Source organism: Glycomyces tarimensis (assembly GCF_054776215.1).
In genome coordinates this window covers 203,870-221,318 of sequence record NZ_BAAHCB010000001.1, presented here as the reverse complement: position 1 = coordinate 221,318, position 17,449 = coordinate 203,870, and the positions used below count along the sequence as shown (strand labels likewise).

The 17,449-nt window shown below is 70.5% G+C and carries 20 protein-coding genes; 13 read left to right on the top strand and 7 right to left on the bottom strand.

Going from position 1 to position 17,449, the window contains the following annotated elements; translation table 11 throughout:
• Nucleotides 1-109 precede the first annotated feature (109 nt).
• The 3 genes from ACYVK3_RS01035 to ACYVK3_RS01025 are packed head-to-tail and all read right to left on the bottom strand — an operon-like array spanning nt 110 to nt 1,529.
• Nucleotides 110-733, bottom strand: a complete 624-nt coding sequence (locus ACYVK3_RS01035; RefSeq protein WP_460495372.1) for a DNA-3-methyladenine glycosylase — start codon at nt 731-733, stop codon at nt 110-112.
• Nucleotides 730-1,287: a DUF3515 domain-containing protein gene (locus tag ACYVK3_RS01030; RefSeq protein WP_460495371.1), complete on the bottom strand. Its 558-nt coding sequence runs from the start codon at nt 1,285-1,287 to the stop codon at nt 730-732. The genes ACYVK3_RS01035 and ACYVK3_RS01030 overlap by 4 nt, the downstream gene beginning before the upstream one ends.
• An 8-nt stretch (nt 1,288-1,295) precedes the next feature.
• Nucleotides 1,296-1,529 (bottom strand): Lrp/AsnC ligand binding domain-containing protein, encoded by a 234-nt coding sequence (locus tag ACYVK3_RS01025; protein WP_460495370.1) that lies wholly within the window; start codon nt 1,527-1,529, stop codon nt 1,296-1,298.
• Between the two features lie 145 nt (nt 1,530-1,674).
• Here ACYVK3_RS01025 and ACYVK3_RS01020 point away from each other — a divergent pair, with 145 nt between their 5' ends.
• Nucleotides 1,675-2,628, top strand: coding sequence for a thiamine-monophosphate kinase (locus ACYVK3_RS01020; RefSeq protein WP_460495369.1), 954 nt, complete (start codon nt 1,675-1,677; stop codon nt 2,626-2,628).
• A gap of 165 nt (nt 2,629-2,793) precedes the next feature.
• Here the strand turns inward: ACYVK3_RS01020 and rpmB are convergent, their stop codons facing one another.
• Nucleotides 2,794-2,985, bottom strand: coding sequence for a 50S ribosomal protein L28 (rpmB, locus tag ACYVK3_RS01015; RefSeq protein WP_026922383.1), 192 nt, complete (start codon nt 2,983-2,985; stop codon nt 2,794-2,796).
• A gap of 427 nt (nt 2,986-3,412) precedes the next feature.
• On the opposite strand from rpmB, the gene ACYVK3_RS01010 reads away from it, so the two are divergent.
• The 10 genes from ACYVK3_RS01010 (at nt 3,413) to ACYVK3_RS00965 (ending at nt 12,213) form a co-directional block, all read left to right on the top strand.
• Entirely contained in the window at nt 3,413-4,393 is a 981-nt protein-coding gene (locus tag ACYVK3_RS01010) for a hypothetical protein (RefSeq protein WP_460495368.1), read from the top strand.
• A gap of 59 nt (nt 4,394-4,452) precedes the next feature.
• The gene (locus tag ACYVK3_RS01005; RefSeq protein ID WP_460495367.1) at nt 4,453-6,033 is read left to right on the top strand and encodes a DAK2 domain-containing protein; all 1,581 of its coding nucleotides are present in this window, start codon (nt 4,453-4,455) and stop codon (nt 6,031-6,033) included.
• A gap of 40 nt (nt 6,034-6,073) precedes the next feature.
• A complete protein-coding gene (gene recG, locus ACYVK3_RS01000; protein ID WP_460495366.1) occupies nt 6,074-8,266 on the top strand; it encodes an ATP-dependent DNA helicase RecG in 2,193 nt (730 codons plus the stop codon).
• Nucleotides 8,267-8,445: 179 nt separating this feature from the next.
• Nucleotides 8,446-9,003: an RsmD family RNA methyltransferase gene (gene rsmD / locus ACYVK3_RS00995; RefSeq protein WP_460495365.1), complete on the top strand. Its 558-nt coding sequence runs from the start codon at nt 8,446-8,448 to the stop codon at nt 9,001-9,003.
• Nucleotides 9,000-9,491, top strand: a complete 492-nt coding sequence (gene coaD / locus ACYVK3_RS00990; RefSeq protein WP_460495364.1) for a pantetheine-phosphate adenylyltransferase — start codon at nt 9,000-9,002, stop codon at nt 9,489-9,491. The genes rsmD and coaD overlap by 4 nt, the downstream gene beginning before the upstream one ends.
• A gap of 63 nt (nt 9,492-9,554) precedes the next feature.
• Nucleotides 9,555-10,067, top strand: a complete 513-nt coding sequence (locus ACYVK3_RS00985) for a hypothetical protein (protein ID WP_460495600.1) — start codon at nt 9,555-9,557, stop codon at nt 10,065-10,067.
• A 122-nt stretch (nt 10,068-10,189) separates the two neighbouring features.
• Entirely contained in the window at nt 10,190-10,765 is a 576-nt protein-coding gene (locus ACYVK3_RS00980) for a YceD family protein (RefSeq protein ID WP_460495363.1), read from the top strand.
• Nucleotides 10,766-10,792: 27 nt separating this feature from the next.
• The gene (rpmF, locus tag ACYVK3_RS00975; protein WP_460495362.1) at nt 10,793-10,966 is read left to right on the top strand and encodes a large ribosomal subunit protein bL32; all 174 of its coding nucleotides are present in this window, start codon (nt 10,793-10,795) and stop codon (nt 10,964-10,966) included.
• A 12-nt stretch (nt 10,967-10,978) separates the two neighbouring features.
• Nucleotides 10,979-11,695, top strand: coding sequence for a ribonuclease III family protein (gene rnc / locus ACYVK3_RS00970; RefSeq protein ID WP_460495361.1), 717 nt, complete (start codon nt 10,979-10,981; stop codon nt 11,693-11,695).
• 56 nt (nt 11,696-11,751) lie between these two features.
• Nucleotides 11,752-12,213, top strand: a complete 462-nt coding sequence (locus ACYVK3_RS00965) for an SRPBCC family protein (RefSeq protein ID WP_460495360.1) — start codon at nt 11,752-11,754, stop codon at nt 12,211-12,213.
• 16 nt (nt 12,214-12,229) lie between these two features.
• Here the strand turns inward: ACYVK3_RS00965 and mutM are convergent, their stop codons facing one another.
• The 3 genes from mutM to ACYVK3_RS00950 all read right to left on the bottom strand — a co-directional run bounded on the left by mutM (nt 12,230) and on the right by ACYVK3_RS00950 (nt 14,613).
• Complete coding sequence (gene mutM, locus ACYVK3_RS00960) at nt 12,230-13,060, bottom strand: Fpg/Nei family DNA glycosylase (protein ID WP_460495359.1); 831 nt, start codon at nt 13,058-13,060, stop codon at nt 12,230-12,232.
• Nucleotides 13,061-13,086: 26 nt separating this feature from the next.
• Nucleotides 13,087-13,707 (bottom strand): helix-turn-helix transcriptional regulator, encoded by a 621-nt coding sequence (locus ACYVK3_RS00955; protein ID WP_460495599.1) that lies wholly within the window; start codon nt 13,705-13,707, stop codon nt 13,087-13,089.
• A 171-nt stretch (nt 13,708-13,878) separates the two neighbouring features.
• Nucleotides 13,879-14,613 carry a CAP domain-containing protein gene (locus ACYVK3_RS00950; RefSeq protein WP_460495358.1) on the bottom strand — a complete coding sequence of 245 codons (735 nt, stop codon included), beginning with the start codon at nt 14,611-14,613 and terminating at the stop codon, nt 13,879-13,881.
• 316 nt (nt 14,614-14,929) lie between these two features.
• Here ACYVK3_RS00950 and ACYVK3_RS00945 point away from each other — a divergent pair, with 316 nt between their 5' ends.
• Together ACYVK3_RS00945 and ACYVK3_RS00940 are read left to right on the top strand one after the other, a co-directional pair.
• A complete protein-coding gene (locus ACYVK3_RS00945) occupies nt 14,930-15,118 on the top strand; it encodes a hypothetical protein (RefSeq protein ID WP_460495357.1) in 189 nt (62 codons plus the stop codon).
• A 154-nt stretch (nt 15,119-15,272) separates the two neighbouring features.
• The coding region (locus ACYVK3_RS00940; protein ID WP_460495356.1) for a chromosome segregation SMC family protein at nt 15,273-17,449 on the top strand (2,177 nt) is incomplete at its 3' end.

The following is a 17,449-nucleotide window of genomic DNA, read 5'->3' as shown; positions in this document are numbered from 1 at the left end:
CAGCGCCAACAGCGCCAACAGCGCCAACAGCGCCAACAGCGCCAACAGCGCCAACAGCGCCAACAGCGCCTACAGCGCCATCTTCAGCACTAGCTATCCACAGCACCAGCTACCGGATCGACGACCGAGTCGGCATGGACCGTCCCGCCGCTGATAACTCTTCGGCGGCTGGGGCCTTCGGGTGGCGCTTGTACGGGGAGACGAACGTGTCCCCGGCGATCCAGAAGCGCCACGGCACCTCGGCGGCCTTTGATATGCCCGTGCGCGGGCCGACCTGCACCGCGAGCTCGCGGTTCCCGGACTCGATCGCGCCGATCATGTCGGTCCCGTCGTCGCGCCGGTCCCAGCCCATCGCCTGTGCGAGCCGCGCCGGGCCACGTGCGAGCTCACGGAATGGAACCCGCTCCCCGCGCCTGGCTTGCGCGGTCTCGACTCCGTCGACGATCTCACCTGCGCGCAGCAGCACCCCCGCCCCGAAGCCGTCGGAACCGCAACTGAGATTGGCGCAGTAATGCATCCCGTAGGTGAAGTAGACGTACAGGTGCCCCGGTGGGCCGAACATCGTCGCCGTGCGGGCGGTGCGGCCCCGGAACGTATGCGACGCCGGATCATCTTGTCGGTACGCCTCGATCTCGGTCAGGCGCACCGTGACACCGTTCGCGGTCACCAGGCAGCCCAGGAGCTCCGGCGCCACCTGCACCGGATCGCGCGCGAAGAACGACCGCTCCATCATGAGCAGTTGGAAGGCGCGTCCTCGGACGCCGGCACCGCGTCGGCGATCGTCGGCGACAGGCCGTTGAGGACGTCCACCGGCTGTTCGTGCTCGGACGGCACGGTCACGCCGACCGGCACCTGCCGGTCCACGGTCACCCACTCGGTGCCGTCGCCGTCCTCCTCGGTGAACCAGCAGACGCCGTTCAGCAGGTAGATCGGCGCGGTCGGCTCGAGCTCCACGGGTTCGACGCCGCAGGTCGCCACCACCGCCGGGTCGCCGTACGCCACCACGAACTCGGAGGCGTGCTCGCCGCCCTCCACGGGCCGGCCCGGCAGGTCCGCCACGGTCTCGGGGGCTTTCGCGGTCATCGCGAGGCACACCACCGCGTCCTCGTCGCTCAGATGCGGGACCTCGACGCTCACCGGCGCGAGCTCGGCGTCCGTGCCGTCCTCGGCGAAGCGGGAGTCATCGGCGGCCGGGGCGATGAGATTGAACACCAGGATGCCAGCGACGACCGCCACCGGCACCGCGACCGCCGTCGCCAGCACGACCGGAAGCTTCGACTTCCCCACGGCGCTCCTCACAGGTGCAGGATCGAACAGGTCAACGTGCGGGTAATGCCGCCCACCCGCTGGACTTTACTCACCACGGAAGCACCCAACTGGTCGACGGTGGAGGCCTCGGTGAGGATCACCACGTCGTAAGGGCCGGTCACGGTGTCGACGCGCACGACGCCGTCGATCTTCGAGACGGCTCTGGACACCTCTTGTGCCATGCCCACCTCGGTTTGCACGAGAATGTACGCCTGCACCATTGACAGGTCTCCCTACGATCACGGGCGATCAGGGGTCCGGCGGCCGGAAGGCGACACGGGCGGGCCTGACGGGCTCACGATCACCGTTGAGCGAAGATTACGCAGTACAGACCGCACCGTCAACTGCCCGAGACTGGAACCGATAGTGAGCGAAACCGTTGCCGAGGTCGGCGAGTTCAAACTGATCGAGCGATTCACCAGGCACTTCACCGCCACCGACGCCGTCGAGCTCGGACCCGGCGATGACGCCGCCGTCGTGACCGCACCGGACGGTCGGATCGTCGCCTGCACCGACATGCTCATCGACGGCCGCCACTTCCGCCGTGACTGGTGCTCCGCCACCGACGTCGGCCACCGGGCCGCCGCCGCGAACTTCGCCGACATCGCCGCGATGGGCGCGGTGCCCACCGCGCTGCTCGCCGCCGTCTCGGCCCCGCAGGACACCCCCGCCGAATGGCTCGAAGGGCTCGCCTCCGGTCTCGCGGCTGAGGCGGCGGCCGTCGGCGCGGCCGTCGTCGGCGGCGACACCACGCGCGGCGAGCAGTTGACCGTCACCGTCACCGCGCTCGGCGACCTCGAGGGCCGCGCGCCGGTCACCAGGGGCGGCGCCAGGCCGGGGGACGTGCTGGCGTTGGCAGGGAAGGTGGGCTGGTCCGCCGCCGGGCTGCTCGTCCTCTCGCGCGGATTCCGCTCGCCCGGGGCGCTGGTCGCCGCTTACCGGCGGCCGAGGCCGCCGTACGCGGCGGGGAGGAACGCCGCCCTCATGGGGGCCGGCGCCATGATCGACATCTCGGACGGCCTGCTCGCCGATCTGGGGCATCTCGCCGCGTCCTCGGAGGTTGCGATCGACGTCGACACGGGCACGCTCGATGTGCCCGAACCGATGGCGAACGCCGCCGAGGCGCTGGGAGCCGATTCGCTCACGTGGCTGCTGTCGGGAGGCGAGGATCACGCCTTGGCCGCGACGTTCCCTCCGGAGGTGATCCTGCCCGAGGGTTGGTGGCGCATCGGTGCGGTCGACGAGGGCTCGGGGGTGACCGTCGACGGCCGCCGCTGGACCGGTCCGCTCGGTTGGGACCACTTTCGAGAAGCACCGTAGCGAAGCCGGCAATGAAGCACCGCTCAAGCGGCCCGGTGTGAGGGACCGCCCAAGAATGAGGCCGGTGGCGAGGCGCAGGGGCGCGGGAGCCGGCTCTGCCAGCACGGCACGACGAAACGCCGCCGGGGAGATCCCCGGCGGCGTGAAGTCTCTTCGCCTGCGGCCTTAGCGGGTCACCTTGTTGGCCTTGAGGCACGAGGTGCAGACCTTGGCGCGGCGCTTGTTGTCACCGGAGCCAGTCGCGATGCGAATGGTCTGCAGGTTCGGGTTCCAACGACGCTTGGTCTTCTTGTGGGACCACGGCACGTTGTTGCCGAAGCCCGGGCGCTTGCCGCAGACTTCACACACGCTCGACATAATCCAAACTCCTGCTTTGACGTTTCAGCGCCCACCCCCACGGCGGGCAACCCGGTAATTCTAACGGACCTGTCAGGGAGCACCCCATCCAGGGCCAAGGGCCTGTGTCACAGACCCGAAAGGCCGCGAATCCGGCACTGGTGACCTCGAGCGGACCTCCGGCGATGCCTCCAGGATGCACCGTGGTGGCTGCCGCCGACCGCTACCGTCGGTCACTCTAGGATTGGGCCAGATCCCGTAGGCTACCCACATACAGTGATGTGCCGATGCCCATATTTTCTTTGGTGAGTCGATCATGAGCAACACCCCGCAGCCGCCGGCCGATGGTTGGCAGCCGCCGCAGTCTCCTCAAGAGCCTCCGGTTTACCGGCCCAACGAGCAGCCCCCGACGGAGGAGCCGCCGCCGTGGTCGCCGGAGAGCCAGCGCGTGTCTCCGACGCACCAGCAGTCGCCCGTGGAGGACGACGGCACCGTCAAGTACGTGAGCGGTCCCGGCAGCCAGCCTCAGGCGCCGTTCGGGCCGCCGCCCGGCGTGCCGATCTCCCCGTTCGACGGCCCGCCTTCGCCCATGGGCCCGGGCATGTCGCCGGTCTCGTCGATGCCCGCGTCCGGCATGCCCGGCATGGCCCCGGGTATGCCGCCGGCCTCCGGTGTTCCCGTCTCGGGCATGCCGCCGGCCTCGGGTGTTCCCGTCTCGCCGGGACGGGGCCAGTTCGGTCCCCAGGGCGGCCAGCTCGTGCCGGTCTCCGGCGCGGCCGGCCCCGCCTGGGGCGGCGCCCAGCCCGGGCAGATCCAGCGCAAGAAGAAGGGCGGCGGCAAGGGGCCGCTGTGGTTCCTGCTGATCGGCATCGTCGTCATCGCCGGCGCGCTCGGCGTCGGCGGGTTCATCCTCTTCAACCCCGGCTCCAGCGGCTCGGACGACCAGCCGACCGGAACCATCCAGACCACTGTGCCCGCTGCCGCCGAGCTGTCGACGTTCGGCAACGAGGCGTCGGGCCTGAGCTTCCTCGCCGGTGAGGGATGGGCCGAGGCCACCGAGGCGCCCGCGGCGTTCGCCGACGCCAGCGGCGCCACGGCCGCCGACGAGTCCGCCTCCGTCTTCGTCGGCACGCTCGACGCCGAAGGGCTGGGCCTGGGCGAGGACGCCGACATCGCCGCCGCGGGCGGGGCCTTCGACGCGGCGCTCGCCGAGCACCTCGGCGGCGCGGTCGGCGAGGATCTCACCGCCACCCCGTACCGGGTGGACGCCAGGGCGGCCGAGTTCCACACCTTCACCGTGGGAGACGTCACGGTGCTGACCGCCGTGATCGAGACCGACGCCGGCTACGTCGGCTACGCCGGGTTCGCCCCGGCCGAGCAGCTCGAGTCCGTCGAGCAGATCCGCAACTCCCTCAGCTTCGGCGAGTAAGGCGACGCCCCCGACCGAGCGGTTCCGTTCCGCCCGGCGGGGGCGTATCCTCATGGCCCGTGGCTGAAATCCCAGAGCACGGCACGCAGAACCTCGACGCCGACGCGATGCGGCGGTGGGCTTCGCGCGGCATCGACTCCTTGACCCGCCATCGGCGCGGCGTCGACGAACTCAACGTGTTCCCCGTCGCCGACTCGGACACGGCGACCAACATGATCGCCACCCTCCGGGCCGCGTTCGGGAGTGCGACGCCGAACCAGGCGCTGCCCGAGCTGCTCGACGACGCCGCCTCCCGGGCGCTGCTGTCGGCACGCGGCAACTCCGGGGTGATCCTCGCCCAGATGCTGCGCGGCCTCGCCGACGCCTGGACCGCCGACTCGGTCGACGCCAAGGGCTTCGCCCTCGGGCTCCGCTCGGCCACCGACGCCGCCACCGCCGCCGTCGCCGTCCCCACGGCCGGCACCATCCTGACCGTCGCCGAAGCCGCCTCCTCGGCCGCCGCCAAGGCCGCGCCGTTCGGGCTGGTCTCCGCCGCGCGCGCTGCGGCCGAGGGCGCCGCCGAAGCGGTCGCGGCCACGCCGACGCAGCTGCCCGCACTCGCCCGTGCGGGCGTGGTCGACGCGGGCGGGCTCGCCCTCGCGCTCCTGCTGGAGGCTTTGGTGGAGGCCCTCACCGGCTCGACCTCGAGCGGCGCGCTCGACCTGCTGGAACGCCACCGCACCCGCTCGGGCGGCCCCGTTGAAGAGGTGCCGCGCGAGACCGGCTCGGAGGCGTACGACTACGAGGTCCAGTACCTGCTCGAATCCGGGGTCGACGAGGCCGCCGACCTGCGCCACCGCCTGACCGAGCTGGGCGACTCGGTCGTCATCATCGGCTCGCGCGCCGCCAAGTCCGTCACCACCTTCAACGTCCACGTGCACGTCAACGACGTCGGCGCGGCCATCGAGGCCGGCATCGAACGCGGGCGGGTGCACCGCATCTCGGTGACCCGCTTCGACGACGCCTACTCGCGCCACCACACCGAGGAGCTCGACCGGGCCGTCGTCGCCGTCACCTCCCTGCCGCAGCTGCGGGACCTGCTGGAGACCGAGGGCTGCCGCGTGGCCGCCTCGGGCGACGTCGATGACGTGCTGCTGGCCATCCGCGCCGGCGGCGGACCGAACGCGGTGGTCCTGGTCGACGACGCCGACGCGATCGAGGCGGTCCGCGAGGCCGCGCACGAGGCACGCGGCGACGGCTACCGCGTCGCGGCCATCCCCACCGGCTCGATCATGCAGAGCCTGGCCGCCTTCGCCGTCCACGATCCCGAGCGTCCCTTCGACGACGACGTCATCGCCATGGCCGAGGCCGCCGCCTCCTGCCGCACCGGCGAGGTCCGCTTCGAGGACGGCAAGGTCCTCGGACTGGTCGACGGCGACGTCGTCCACACCGGAACCGACCCGGCCCTGGCCGCCCTCGACCTGGTCGACCGGCTCTGCTCGGCGGGGGCCGAGCTCATAACACTGCTGTCCGGCGCCGAGTCGGACCCCGAAACTGTCACAGCCCTCAGCGATCATTTGGAACAGGCGTGGCCGCTGGTGGAGCTCCAGCAGCTGCCCGCCGGGCAGGACCGGCCGCTCATGCTCATCGGCGCCGAGTGACGATCCTGGAACCGAGCCGCCGCATGGGGAGAGGTGACCGTTGACCGTAGGACTGGAGACCCGGCTGCGAGACGTCGTCGGCCAGAGGACCGCCGCCGCCCTCGACAAGGGACTCGGACTCGAGACCGTCGGCGACCTGCTGTCCCATTACCCGTTCCGCTACGCCCAGCGCGGCGAGCAGGCCGACCTCGGCTCCCTCCAGATCGGCGAGGAGGTCACCGTCTTCGCCCAGGTGCGGGCCGCGGTGCCGAAGTTCCTGCCGCCCAAGGCCGTCAAGAAGGGCGGCCGACCGATCAAGCGCGACCTGCTCGAAGTCGTCGTCGCCGACGAGACGGGCCGCACCGTCACCCTCACCTACTTCAACCAGGCTTGGCGGGCCCGAGAGCTCACCCCCGGGCGCTGGGGCCTGTTCGCCGGCAAGGTCGGCCAGTTCCGCGGCCGGCTCCAGTTGAACTCGCCGCAGTACCGCCTCCTCGCTGAGGACGCCGCCGACCCTGCCGAGGCCGCCGAGGCGGTGGAGGAGTTCGCCGGCGCGCTCATCCCGGTGTACCCGGCCACGGCGGACCTCCCCACCTGGAACATCGGCAAGGCCGTCCACACCGCGCTCGGCCGGCTCGGCGCCCCGCCGGACCCGCTCCCGGCCGCGATCCGCTCCCGCCAGAACCTCATGGACTACGCCACCGCGCTCCACCAGATCCACCGGCCCGACTCGTTCGAGTCGCTCGGCGCCGCCAAGAAGCGGCTGAAATGGCAGGAGGCGCTGGTCATGCAGGCCGCGCTGGTGCGGCGCAAGGCCGAGGCCGCCGTCGAACCGGCCACGCCGCGGCCTCGGGGCGGGGCCGTCCTCGACGCCTTCGACGCCGCGCTGCCGTTCGAGCTCACCGCCGGCCAGCGCCAGGTGGGGGAGGAGATCGCCGCCGAACTCGCCGGCGAGCACCCCATGCACCGGCTCCTCCAAGGCGATGTCGGCTCCGGCAAGACCCTCGTGGCCCTGCGCGCCATGCTCCAGGTCGTCGCCCACGGCGGCCAGGCCGCGCTGCTGGCGCCCACCGAGGTCCTCGCGGGCCAGCACCACCGCTCCATCGTCGAGATGCTCGGCGACCTCGCCCGCGGCGGAGAGCTGGGCGCTCCTCCCGAGGCCACCCGCGTCGCGCTCCTGACAGGCTCGGCCACCGCCGCCCAGCGGCGCGCCACGCTCGACGCGGTCCGCTCCGGTGAAGCGGGCATCGTCATCGGCACCCACGCGCTGCTGTACGACGGCGTCGACTTCGCCGACCTCGGCCTGGTCGTCGTCGACGAGCAGCACCGCTTCGGCGTCGAACAGCGCGACGCCCTGCGCTCCAAGGCCGAACGTCCGCCCCACACCCTCGTCATGACGGCCACCCCGATCCCCCGCACGGTCGCGATGACCGTCTACGGCGACCTCGAGACCAGCCGCCTCACCGAACTCCCGGCCGGGCGCATCCCGATCGCGACCCACGTCGTCCCCTACACCGACGAGCGGTGGATGGCCCGCACCTGGGCCCGCATCCGCGAAGAGGTCGCCGCCGGGCGCCAGGCCTACGTCGTCTGCCCGCGCGTCGGCGGCGACGACGGCGACGACGGCGGAGCGGACGATCGCCGCCCGCCGCTGGCGGTCACGGACACGATCGAGCTCCTGCGCACCGGTGCGCTGCGTGACCTGCGGCTCGGGCTCCTCCACGGCCGCCTCGACTCCGACGAGAAGGACCGCGTCATGCGCGCCTACGCCGCCGGAGACATCGACGTGCTCGTGGCCACCACCGTCATCGAGGTGGGCGTCAACGTCCCCAACGCCACCACGATGGTCATCCTCGACGCCGAGCGCTTCGGGATCTCGCAGCTCCACCAGCTCCGCGGCCGCGTCGGCCGTGGCGACCATGCCGGGCTGTGCCTGCTGGTGAGCGAGGCCGCCGAGGGCAGCAGTTCGCGCGAGCGCCTGGACGCGGTCGCGTCCACCACCGACGGCTTCGCGCTGGCCGAGCTCGACCTGGAGCAGCGCCGCGAGGGCGACGTCCTCGGCGCCGCCCAGTCCGGCACGAAGTCGCACGTCAAGCTGCTGTCACTGCTGCGGGACGTCGACATCATCGAGGCCGCCAGGCAGGACGCGATCGAGCTCATCGGTGCCGATCCGCAGATGCGCTCCGAGCCGGGTTTCGCCGCGCTCGTCAATGACCTCGCCGCCGACCGCGGGGAATACCTGGAGAAGGGCTGAGCGGCTGCTCTTTGGTTTGGAGAGGGTCGGAGAAGGGCTGTGCGGCGTCCTTGCTTCGGGACTACCCGGAGAAGGGCGGTGCGGTCTCCTTGGCCCGGGGAAGGTCGGAGAAGGGCTGTGCGGCTTCCTTGGCTTTGGGGAGCAGCCGAGGACTTGCCCTGCGTTAGAGTGGTGGTCCCATGACTAGGATCATCGCCGGCGCCCTCAAGGGCCGCCGCCTCGCAACGCCGCCGGGGGACCGCACCAGGCCCACCGCCGACCGTGTCCGGGAAGCGCTGTTCAACTCGCTCGCGCCGGGGGGCGATCTCGAAGGGCTCCGATTCGCGGACCTCTACGCGGGCTCCGGCGCCGTGGGCATCGAGGCGGTCTCGCGCGGCGCCGAGCACGCCCTGTTCGTGGAGTCCCACGCGCTCACCGCCAAGCTGTTGCGCCGCAACATCGCCGACCTCGACGTGAGCGGCGCGCTCGTGGTTTCCGCCCCTGTCGAGAAGGCGCTCGCCGCCGAGCCGGAGGAGCCCTACGACATCGTTTTCGCCGACCCGCCCTACGCGGTCACCGACGCGGCGATCGGTGCGATGCTCGATGCCTTGGTGGGCAACCACTGGCTCGCGCCCGACGCCGACGTGGTGATCGAGCGCGGCGGCCGCGATGCGAGCGTGCCGTGGCCCGCGAAGATCGCAGAAGACCGCGTCCGCCGCTACGGGACCACCGCCCTTTGCTACGGTCGCGCTTTGTGAAACCTGAAGCTCGGCACGCCGTCTGTCCCGGGTCGTTCGACCCGGTGACCTACGGTCATCTCGATATCATCAGCCGCACCTCGCAGTTGTACGATGAAGTGTGGGTCGCGGTCTTCCACAACGCCTCCAAGAACGCGGTGTTCACCGTTGAGGAGCGCTTGGATCTGCTCCGCGAGACCACAGCCGATATGCCGAACGTCCGTGTGGCGTCGTTCAAGGGCCTCGTCGTCGACTTCTGCTCTGAGCACGGGGTCGGCGTCATCGTCAAGGGCGTCCGCGCCGTCTCGGATTTCGACTACGAACTGCAAATGGCCCAAATGAACTACGGCCTGGGGGGCGTTGAGACGGTGATGATGCCCACCAATCCGCTGTATTCTTTTCTTTCGTCCTCCATGGTCAAGGATGCGGCGAAGTGGGGCGGGGACATCTCTCCTCATGTGCCGGAGGTCGTCCAAAGACGACTAGTGGAACGCATGCGCCAGGATTGACCCCTGTTCCACGTTCCAATACGGGACAATAACCCCATGACGGATATTGACGGGAGCAAATCGGTGGGTTCGCTCGACAGGATCGAAGAGATCATCGCCTATGTGGAGGCGGCCAAGGCCGTCCCGATGTCTCGCAGCTGCAAAGTGGATCGCGCCGAACTCATCGCGATGCTCGAAGACCTCCAGGCCGAGCTGCCCGGCGACATCCGCCGTGCCGAGGCCATGCTCCATGAGCGCGACAAGATCATCGAGGCCGGCGAGCGCGAAGCCGAGCGGATCATCTCCGAAGGCGAGGCCGAGCACGCCAGGCTCGTGTCCCGCCACGAGGTGACGGTCTCGGCCGAACACGAGGGCAACCGGATCATCTCCGAGGCCCGCGGCGAGGCCCAGCGCCTGCGCGACGAGGTCGACGAGTACGTCGACACGACGCTCGCGAACTTCGAGCAGTTCCTGCACCGGGCCCTGTCCGGTGTCGAGCGCGGGCGCGACAAGATGCACACGCTGCGCGAGATCGGCTCGTTCGCCCCGCAGCAGCACGAGGACACCGAAGACGAGAAGCCGCTCCCGCAGATCTAGGGGCGACAGGACGCCGGTTCCGCGCCGTCGACCTCGCTTGGGAGCGTCCCGCGCCCTGAGGTAGCATTGTCGGTCGGCCTCGATCGAGGCGCATCTCCCAAGGTAAGGACAGCAGTTCACCCATGACCAGCACCGCTCTGAACCCCGCTTCTCCAATGGTGGTCGACACCGTGGAGCTCGGGCACAGCGCCGGCGCGACCATGCAGGTCGCGCGGGAGGTCGACGCCCCCGAGGCGTTCGGTCTCGAGGTGTACAAGGTCCCGGAGTCCTCGCCGCTGTCCATCGACCTCACCCTCACCGCGGCCGGCGAAGGCGTCTTCGCCAACGGCGACGTGGAGGCCACGGCGCAGGGGGAGTGTGCGAGGTGCCTCGCACCCATCGAGGACACCCTCAGGGTGCAAGTGCAGGAGCTGTACGCTTATGAAGGCTCCGCCACCGAGGAGACCACTGACGCCGACGAGATTCTGCGGCTCCAGGGGGACCTGCTCGATCTGGAGCCCGCGGTTCGGGACGCGCTGGTGCTGGCAATGCCGGTCACCCCGCTGTGCCGGCCCGACTGCCCGGGATTGTGCGCCGAATGCGGCGTGCCCTGGGACGAACTGCCCGACGACCACGGTCACGAGACCGTGGACCCGCGTTGGGCGGCATTGGAGACCTTGCGGCTCGCCGACGCCGATGGCGACGACGAACCGAAATAGCACAGCGAAACAGTATGGAGTTCTAAAGTGGCTGTCCCGAAGCGTCGTATGTCGCGTAGCAACACCCGGCACCGCCGTTCGCAGTGGAAGGCTGCCCCGGTCGCTCTGGTCGAGTGCCCGCAGTGCCACGCGAAGAAGCGCGGCCACCAGGTCTGCGAGGTCTGTGGAACGTACAAGGGCCGCCAGGTCCTCGAGGTCTAAGACTTCCCGTCCATGGGCGACAAGGCAGTAGAACATTTCGAAGCGGTGTTCGGGGTCAGTGACATCGACCCCGAACTGCTGCGTCTCGCCCTGACTCACCGCTCCTACGCCTACGAGAACGGCGGCATCCCCACCAATGAGCGACTCGAGTTCCTCGGGGACTCGGTGCTCAGTCTGGTGATCACCACCGCGCTCTACCGCAACCACCCCGAGCTGCCCGAGGGGCAGCTCGCGCGGCTGCGGGCGTCGGTGGTGAACATGAAGGCGCTGGCCACGGTCGCGCGCCGCATGGGCGCCGGTGGGCTGGGGCCGCACCTGTACCTCGGCAAGGGCGAGGAGTCCTCGGGCGGGCGCAACAAGAACTCGATCCTGGCCGACGCCGTCGAGGCGCTGCTCGGCGCGATCTACCTCCAGTACGGCGTCGACACGGCCAAGCGCGTCGTGCACCAGTTCTTCGACCCGCTCATGGAGCGCGCCGCCGGCCAGGGCGCGGCCCTGGACTGGAAGACGAGCCTCCAGGAACTCACCGCCGACTCCGGTCTCGGCGTGCCCGAGTACCGGATTTCCGAGTCGGGCCCCGACCACGCCAAGGAGTTCACCGCCTGGGCGGTCGTGGCCGGCGAGGAGTTCGGCGAGGGCACGGGCGGCTCGAAGAAGGACGCCGAGCAGATCGCGGCCGAACTGGCCTGGCGGGTGCTCTCCGAGCGACTCGGCGTCAAGCAGCGCTAGCGCATCACGGCTCGCAAGCGTCGCCGAGCTCTCAGCGCGGCTGCTAGAGTCGCGCCATGCCACGTACGGACCAGGCATCGCGCGTCATCGCCGCACCACCCGATCACGTCTGGGTCGCGCTCCTCGATCCCGAGGCGCTCGCCGCATGGCTTCCTCCGACCGGGATGACCGGCAGGTTCGAGCGGTTCGACGCCCGTCCGGGCGGGTCGTACCGGATGGTGCTGACCTATGCCGACGCGGCCGACGCCACGGGGAAGTCCACCGCGGACTCCGACGTCGTCGAGGCCCGCTTCGTCGACGTCGTCCCCGGCGTGCGGGTCGTTCAGGCGATCGACTTCGTCTCCGACGACCCGGCTTTCGCCGGCACGATGACCATGACGTGGGAGGTCGCGGCCGTCGAAGCGGGGACCCGCGTCGATATCGTCGCCACCGACGTCCCGGACGGGATCTCCGCGGAAGACCACGCCGCGGGACTCGCCTCTTCCCTGGCGAACCTCGCCGCGTTCGTCGAGCGGTAGGCCTTGCGGGGCCGGCTCAGCGCTGGCATTTCGGGCAGTAGTGCGCCGAGCGGTCCCCGATGACCTCTCGGCGGATCGGCGTGCCGCAGCGGCGGCACGGCTGACCGGCCCTGCCGTAGACCGCGAGCTCCCGTGAGAAGTACCCTGACTGGCCGTTGACGCGCACATACAGCGCGTCGAACGAGGTGCCGCCGGCGGCGAGCGCCTCCTCCAGCACTTCCCGGACGTGCACGAGCAGTTCGAGGCCCTTGCGCTGGGAGATCTTCTCGCCGAGGCGACGCCCGCGGATGCCGGCGCGCCACAGCGCCTCGTCGGCGTAGATGTTCCCGACCCCGCTGATCCACGCCTGGTCGAGCAGTGCCTTCTTCACCTCGATGCGTCTGGCGCGCAGCCTCGTCGCGCACAGCGCCGCGTCGAATTCGGGCTCGAACACGTCCGGTGCGATGTGGGCGAGCGTCTTGGGCACCGCGCCTTCGAGCTCGGCCAGCTCGAGGAAGCCGAAGGTGCGCTGGTCGACGAACCACAGCTCGCGGCCGTCGTCGAAGCGCAGCCGCGCCCGCAGGTGCTTGTGCGGCTCGGCCCCGGCGTCCATGACGCGGAACTGGCCGCTCATCCCCAGATGGCAGACCAGGGCTCGCCCGTCGTCCAAATGGAGCCACATGAACTTGCCGCGCCTGCCGCTTCCGGCGACGGTGAGACCGTTCAGGTTCGCGGTGAAGTCCTCGGCTCCGGGCAGGTGGCGGCGCACCGCTCTCGGGTTGTAGACCTCGACGGCGCTGATGCGCCCGCCGCGGAAGGCCGCATCGACCCCGCGGCGGACCGTCTCGACTTCGGGAAGTTCCGGCACCCTTCCAGTATGAGGAGCGGATCCCGCTAACTCATTTGCGGGTGCTTCTCACGCACCGGATCGAGGCCGTAGTTGATGGCGAAGGCGATCGCGGCGAGCCGCGAGTTCACGCCGAGCTTGCCGAGGACGTTCTGGACGTGCGAGCGGACGGTCGAGACCGAGACTCCCATCGCGTCGGCCATGTGGCTGGTGGCCTCGCCCCGGACGATGCGGCGCAGGACGTCGTCCTCGCGGGGCGTCAGGTGGTGGGCGAGCTCGTGGGCGTCCTGCGCGCCGAGCAGCGGCGCGGGCTGGAGTGCCGCCCGCAGGAGCTGGGGATCGTAGTACGGAGGGCTGGTGAGCCCCTGGTCGATCGCGTTGAGCAGCTCTTTCGGCATGATGTGGGTGCTCGCGATGCCGACCGCCGACACCGATACGGCCTTGCGCAGCACCGAGCCGTCGTCGCGGTCGGTGATGAGAAACACAGGCCGCTTGCAGTCGGTCAGGACCCGGTTGCGGGAGACCGCCTCCAGCGCGACCAGGCAGCAGTCGACCTGTTCTTCCGAGAGGAGTGCCTTGGCGCTCCTCGCTTCGATCGCGACGTCGCCTCGGCGGTGGAGGAGCGGTCGGATACTGGCTGAGAACACCTGATTGGGGTCGTACAGCATTACACGCACGGTTGACACCTCGTCCTTCAGGTTTTTGGCCGCCTCCCCAGTCGCGCGCCCATTCAGGCGGCTATCTCAGAATGACCGGTTGTAATCGCCGAGTCCAGGCTTGAGTCGGATGGCCGACACAACGGGGTATGGATCGGTTCCGAGCTGCGATAATGTCGGTCTTCAGCCGAAGTTCTGCACCCAGTACAGGGTTCCGTCGCGGTCGGCGATGCCGATGCCGATGACGTCGTAATCGCAGTTGAGGATGTTCGCGCGGTGGCCCTCGGAGTTCATCCAGCCCTCCATGACCGAGGCGACGTCCGGGTAGCCGGCGGCGATGTTCTCGCCGACGCCGCCCTGGTAGCCCTGCTCGGCGGCCCGGTCGGTGGGGCTGCGCCCGTCCTGGGAGGTGTGCGAGAAGTAGTCGTTGACCGCCATGTCCTCGGCGTGCAGCCGCGCGGCGGTGTCGAGGCGCCCGTCGCTCTCCAAGGCGCCGCAGCCGGCCCCGGACCGCTCGGCGTTGACGGCCTCGACCAGGGAATCCTCGGTGGAGCGGTCGGGATCGGGCTCCGGTTCCCCGGGCTCGTCCTCGGCCTCGTCCTTGTCCTCGGGCTCGGGCTCGGTCGCTTCGCCGCTCTCGCTCGGCGCCTCGGTCGTGGGCGTCTCCTCGGCCTCTTGGGGCTGGATCGAGGAGTCGCCGATCCGCAGTTCCGGCAGCGCGGACTCGGAGGGCGTCTCGACGGCCTGCGTGGTCGGCTCGGCGTCGGCGGAGGAGGCGGCGGTTTCGCCCGGTGGCGAAGCGACCGCCCACAGTGAAGTGGCCGCCGTGCTGAGGCCGAAGGCCAGGAGGATCGCGAGGAACATCCGGCGTCGCGTTTCGGCGGGGTCGCGATGGCGCCCGCCCCTGGGTCTGCTCATGGAATGCGGCGGCCTCGTTACGGTGAGTACGTGAAGTATCTTCCGTTTTGTCGGACACCCTATCAGGTGCGGCGACGCCCGGGGAGCCCCTAAATGTGACCCCCGTCGAATCCGTGGGGCAAAGCCTGTGTAAAGCTTGACGAGAACCGCCGTTGAGGCGGATGATATGCAGAGACGGCCGGTGTTCACGAGCCGTGCTCCACTGGTCGAGGCTTGAGCAATCGGCCCAAGTCACAAAAATTCACTCAGGTAGATGCGACGTTATTTATGGTGCGCACACCACCGTCACCAAACGACGCGATCGCAAGGAGAAACTATGGCGAAAGCCCTCTACGGCCACATCGGTCAGGCGCCCAGCAAGCGACTGATGGAAGAAGTGGTCCAGCTACGCGCGCGAGTACGCAACCTCGAGACCGAGCTCGCCGAGCTTCGCGCTCGCGAGATCGAGGTGCGACATGAGGAAGCCGAGGAGTTGATGCGGCTGTCAGAGCCTGCGTTGACTTAGCGTCACTCGCGCCACGGAAACACCAGCGCGCCAGCTGCCCGACAGCCGGCGCGCATTGTCGTGTTCGGGGCCCGCCGATGTGCCCGTCGAGGTCGGTGGCGCCTTGTAGTCTGGGACCGACCCAGCCACGCAGACCGCGCCACGGAGTTGACCGGTGTACCTCAAGAGCCTCACGCTGAAGGGATTCAAGTCCTTCGCCTCGGCCACGACCCTGCGTTTCGAACCGGGTATCACCTGCGTCGTCGGCCCCAACGGCTCCGGCAAGTCCAACGTCGTCGACGCCATCGCCTGGGTCCTGGGCGAACAGGGCGCGAAGTCCCTGCGCGGCGGCAAGATGGAGGACGTCATCTTCGCCGGCACCACGGGCCGGCCCGCACTCGGCCGCGCCGAGGTCACCCTCACCATCGACAACTCCGACGGCGCCATCCCCATCGACTACACCGAAGTCTCGATCACCCGCCGCATGTTCCGCTCCGGCGAGGGCGAATACGAGATCAACGGCGACCGCTGCCGGCTCCTCGACGTCCAGGACCTCCTCTCCGACGCCGGCATCGGCCGCGAGATGCACGTCCTGGTCGGCCAGGGCAAGCTCGACTCCTACCTCCACGCCCGCCCCGAGGACCGCCGCTCCTTCATCGAGGAGGCGGCCGGCGTCCTCAAGCACCGCAAGCGCAAAGAGAAGGCCCTGCGCAAGCTCGAAGGCATGCAGGGCAACCTCGACCGCCTGGGCGACCTCACCTCCGAGCTGCGCCGCCAGCTCAAGCCCCTGGGCCGCCAGGCCGAACTCGCCCGCCGCGCCCAGACCATCCAGGCCGACCTGCGCGAGGCCCGCCTGCGCCTGCTCGCCGACGACCTCCACAGCCTGCGCACCAACATCGCCAAGGACCTCGCCGACGAAGCGGCCCTCCACGAGCGCAAATCCGTCCTCGCCGAGGAGCACGAACGCCTCGCCGCCCAGATCGGCGAGATCGAGGCCGCCCACGCCGCCGACAAGCCGCGCCTGGCCCGCCTCCAGGAGACCTGGTACCGCCTCCAGGCCGTCGCCGAGCGCCTGCGCTCCACCGCCCAGCTCGCCGCCGAGCGCCGCCGCTACCTCTCCGAGGACACCGCCGACGACCGCGCCGGACGCGACCCCGACGTCCTCGAGGCCGAGGCCCAGCGCATCCGCGAGCAGGAGATCGAGCTGCGCGAGGGCATCGCCGAGGACTCCGAGCGCCTCGCCACCGCCGTCGAGGCCCGCGAGCGGACCGAGGAAGCCCTCGCCGAGGCCGAGCAGCGCATCGTCGGCGCCGTCAAGGCCGCCGCCGAGCGGCGTGAGACGCTCGCCAAACTCCGCGGCCGCGTCGACTCCCTGCGCAGTCGCACCGCCGCCGCGGCCGAAGAACTCGAACGCGCCTCCGTCGCCCTCGCCGAGGCCGAGGAGCGCGCCGAGGCGGCCGCCGAGGCCGTCGCCGAAGCCGAGGCCGAAGGCGAAGCGGTCGAGGCCGACACCGAGTTCGACGAGCGGCTCGCCGCCGCCAAGGAGCGCCTGGCGGCGGCGAAGGCCGAGGTCGACCGGCTCACCGCGGCCGAGCGCGCCGCCGACCGCGAGGCCTCCCAGTGGAGCGCGCGCGAAGAGGCCCTCGCCGTCGGTCTGCGCCGCAAGGACGGCGCCGACGCGCTCCTCGCCCGCGAACACGCCGTCCCCGGCCTGCTCGGCTCCGTCGCCGCGCTCCTGACGGTCGAACCCGGCTACGAGCCCGTCCTCGCCGCCGCGCTCGGCCGCCTCGCCGACGCCATCGCCGTCACCGACGCCTCCAGCGCCGCCGCCGCGCTCCAGATCCTCCGCGACGAAGACGCCGGCCAGGCCAGTTTCCTGATCGCCGGGGCCGCTTCGCACGCCACCGTTCCGCCCGAGTTCAAGGCCGTCGCCGATACCGTCTCGGCGTCCTCCGCAATCGCCGGCACCGTCCGATCACTCCTGGGGGGCATGGTCGTCGCCGACGACCTCGACGCCGCCCGCGACATCGTCGCCGCACACCCCGAACTCACCGCGGTCACCCGAGCAGGCGACGTCCTCGGCGCGGCCACCGCCCATGGCGGATCCGCGAAGGCCCAGTCCTACATCGAGATCCAGGCCGCGGTCGACGAGGCCCGCGACGGCAAGATCGCCGCCGAATCCCTCGCCGCCAGGCTGCGCGAACAGCTCGCGGCGGCCCGCGACGCCCACGCCGAGGCCGAGGCCGCCGCCGACGAGGTCCGCGCCGCCCAGCGCCAGGCCGAGGCCGCACACAACGCCGTCACCCGCCGCCTCGCCGAGCTCGGCGTCGACGCGCGCGGCGACGATGCGGT

Bases quoted from the DNA above. Each gene is read 5' to 3' on its own strand.
- rnc (WP_460495361.1), top strand. From the start codon at position 10,979: ATGGGCGACAAGGCAGTAGAACATTTCGAAGCGGTGTTCGGGGTCAGT.
- ACYVK3_RS00955 (WP_460495599.1), bottom strand. From the start codon at position 13,707: ATGCTGTACGACCCCAATCAGGTGTTCTCAGCCAGTATCCGACCGCTC.
- ACYVK3_RS00945 (WP_460495357.1), top strand. From the start codon at position 14,930: ATGGCGAAAGCCCTCTACGGCCACATCGGTCAGGCGCCCAGCAAGCGA.
- ACYVK3_RS00980 (WP_460495363.1), top strand. From the start codon at position 10,190: ATGACCAGCACCGCTCTGAACCCCGCTTCTCCAATGGTGGTCGACACC.
- ACYVK3_RS00965 (WP_460495360.1), top strand. From the start codon at position 11,752: ATGCCACGTACGGACCAGGCATCGCGCGTCATCGCCGCACCACCCGAT.
- ACYVK3_RS00950 (WP_460495358.1), bottom strand. From the start codon at position 14,613: ATGAGCAGACCCAGGGGCGGGCGCCATCGCGACCCCGCCGAAACGCGA.
- ACYVK3_RS01035 (WP_460495372.1), bottom strand. From the start codon at position 733: ATGATGGAGCGGTCGTTCTTCGCGCGCGATCCGGTGCAGGTGGCGCCG.
- rsmD (WP_460495365.1), top strand. From the start codon at position 8,446: ATGACTAGGATCATCGCCGGCGCCCTCAAGGGCCGCCGCCTCGCAACG.
- ACYVK3_RS01025 (WP_460495370.1), bottom strand. From the start codon at position 1,529: ATGGTGCAGGCGTACATTCTCGTGCAAACCGAGGTGGGCATGGCACAA.
- rpmB (WP_026922383.1), bottom strand. From the start codon at position 2,985: ATGTCGAGCGTGTGTGAAGTCTGCGGCAAGCGCCCGGGCTTCGGCAAC.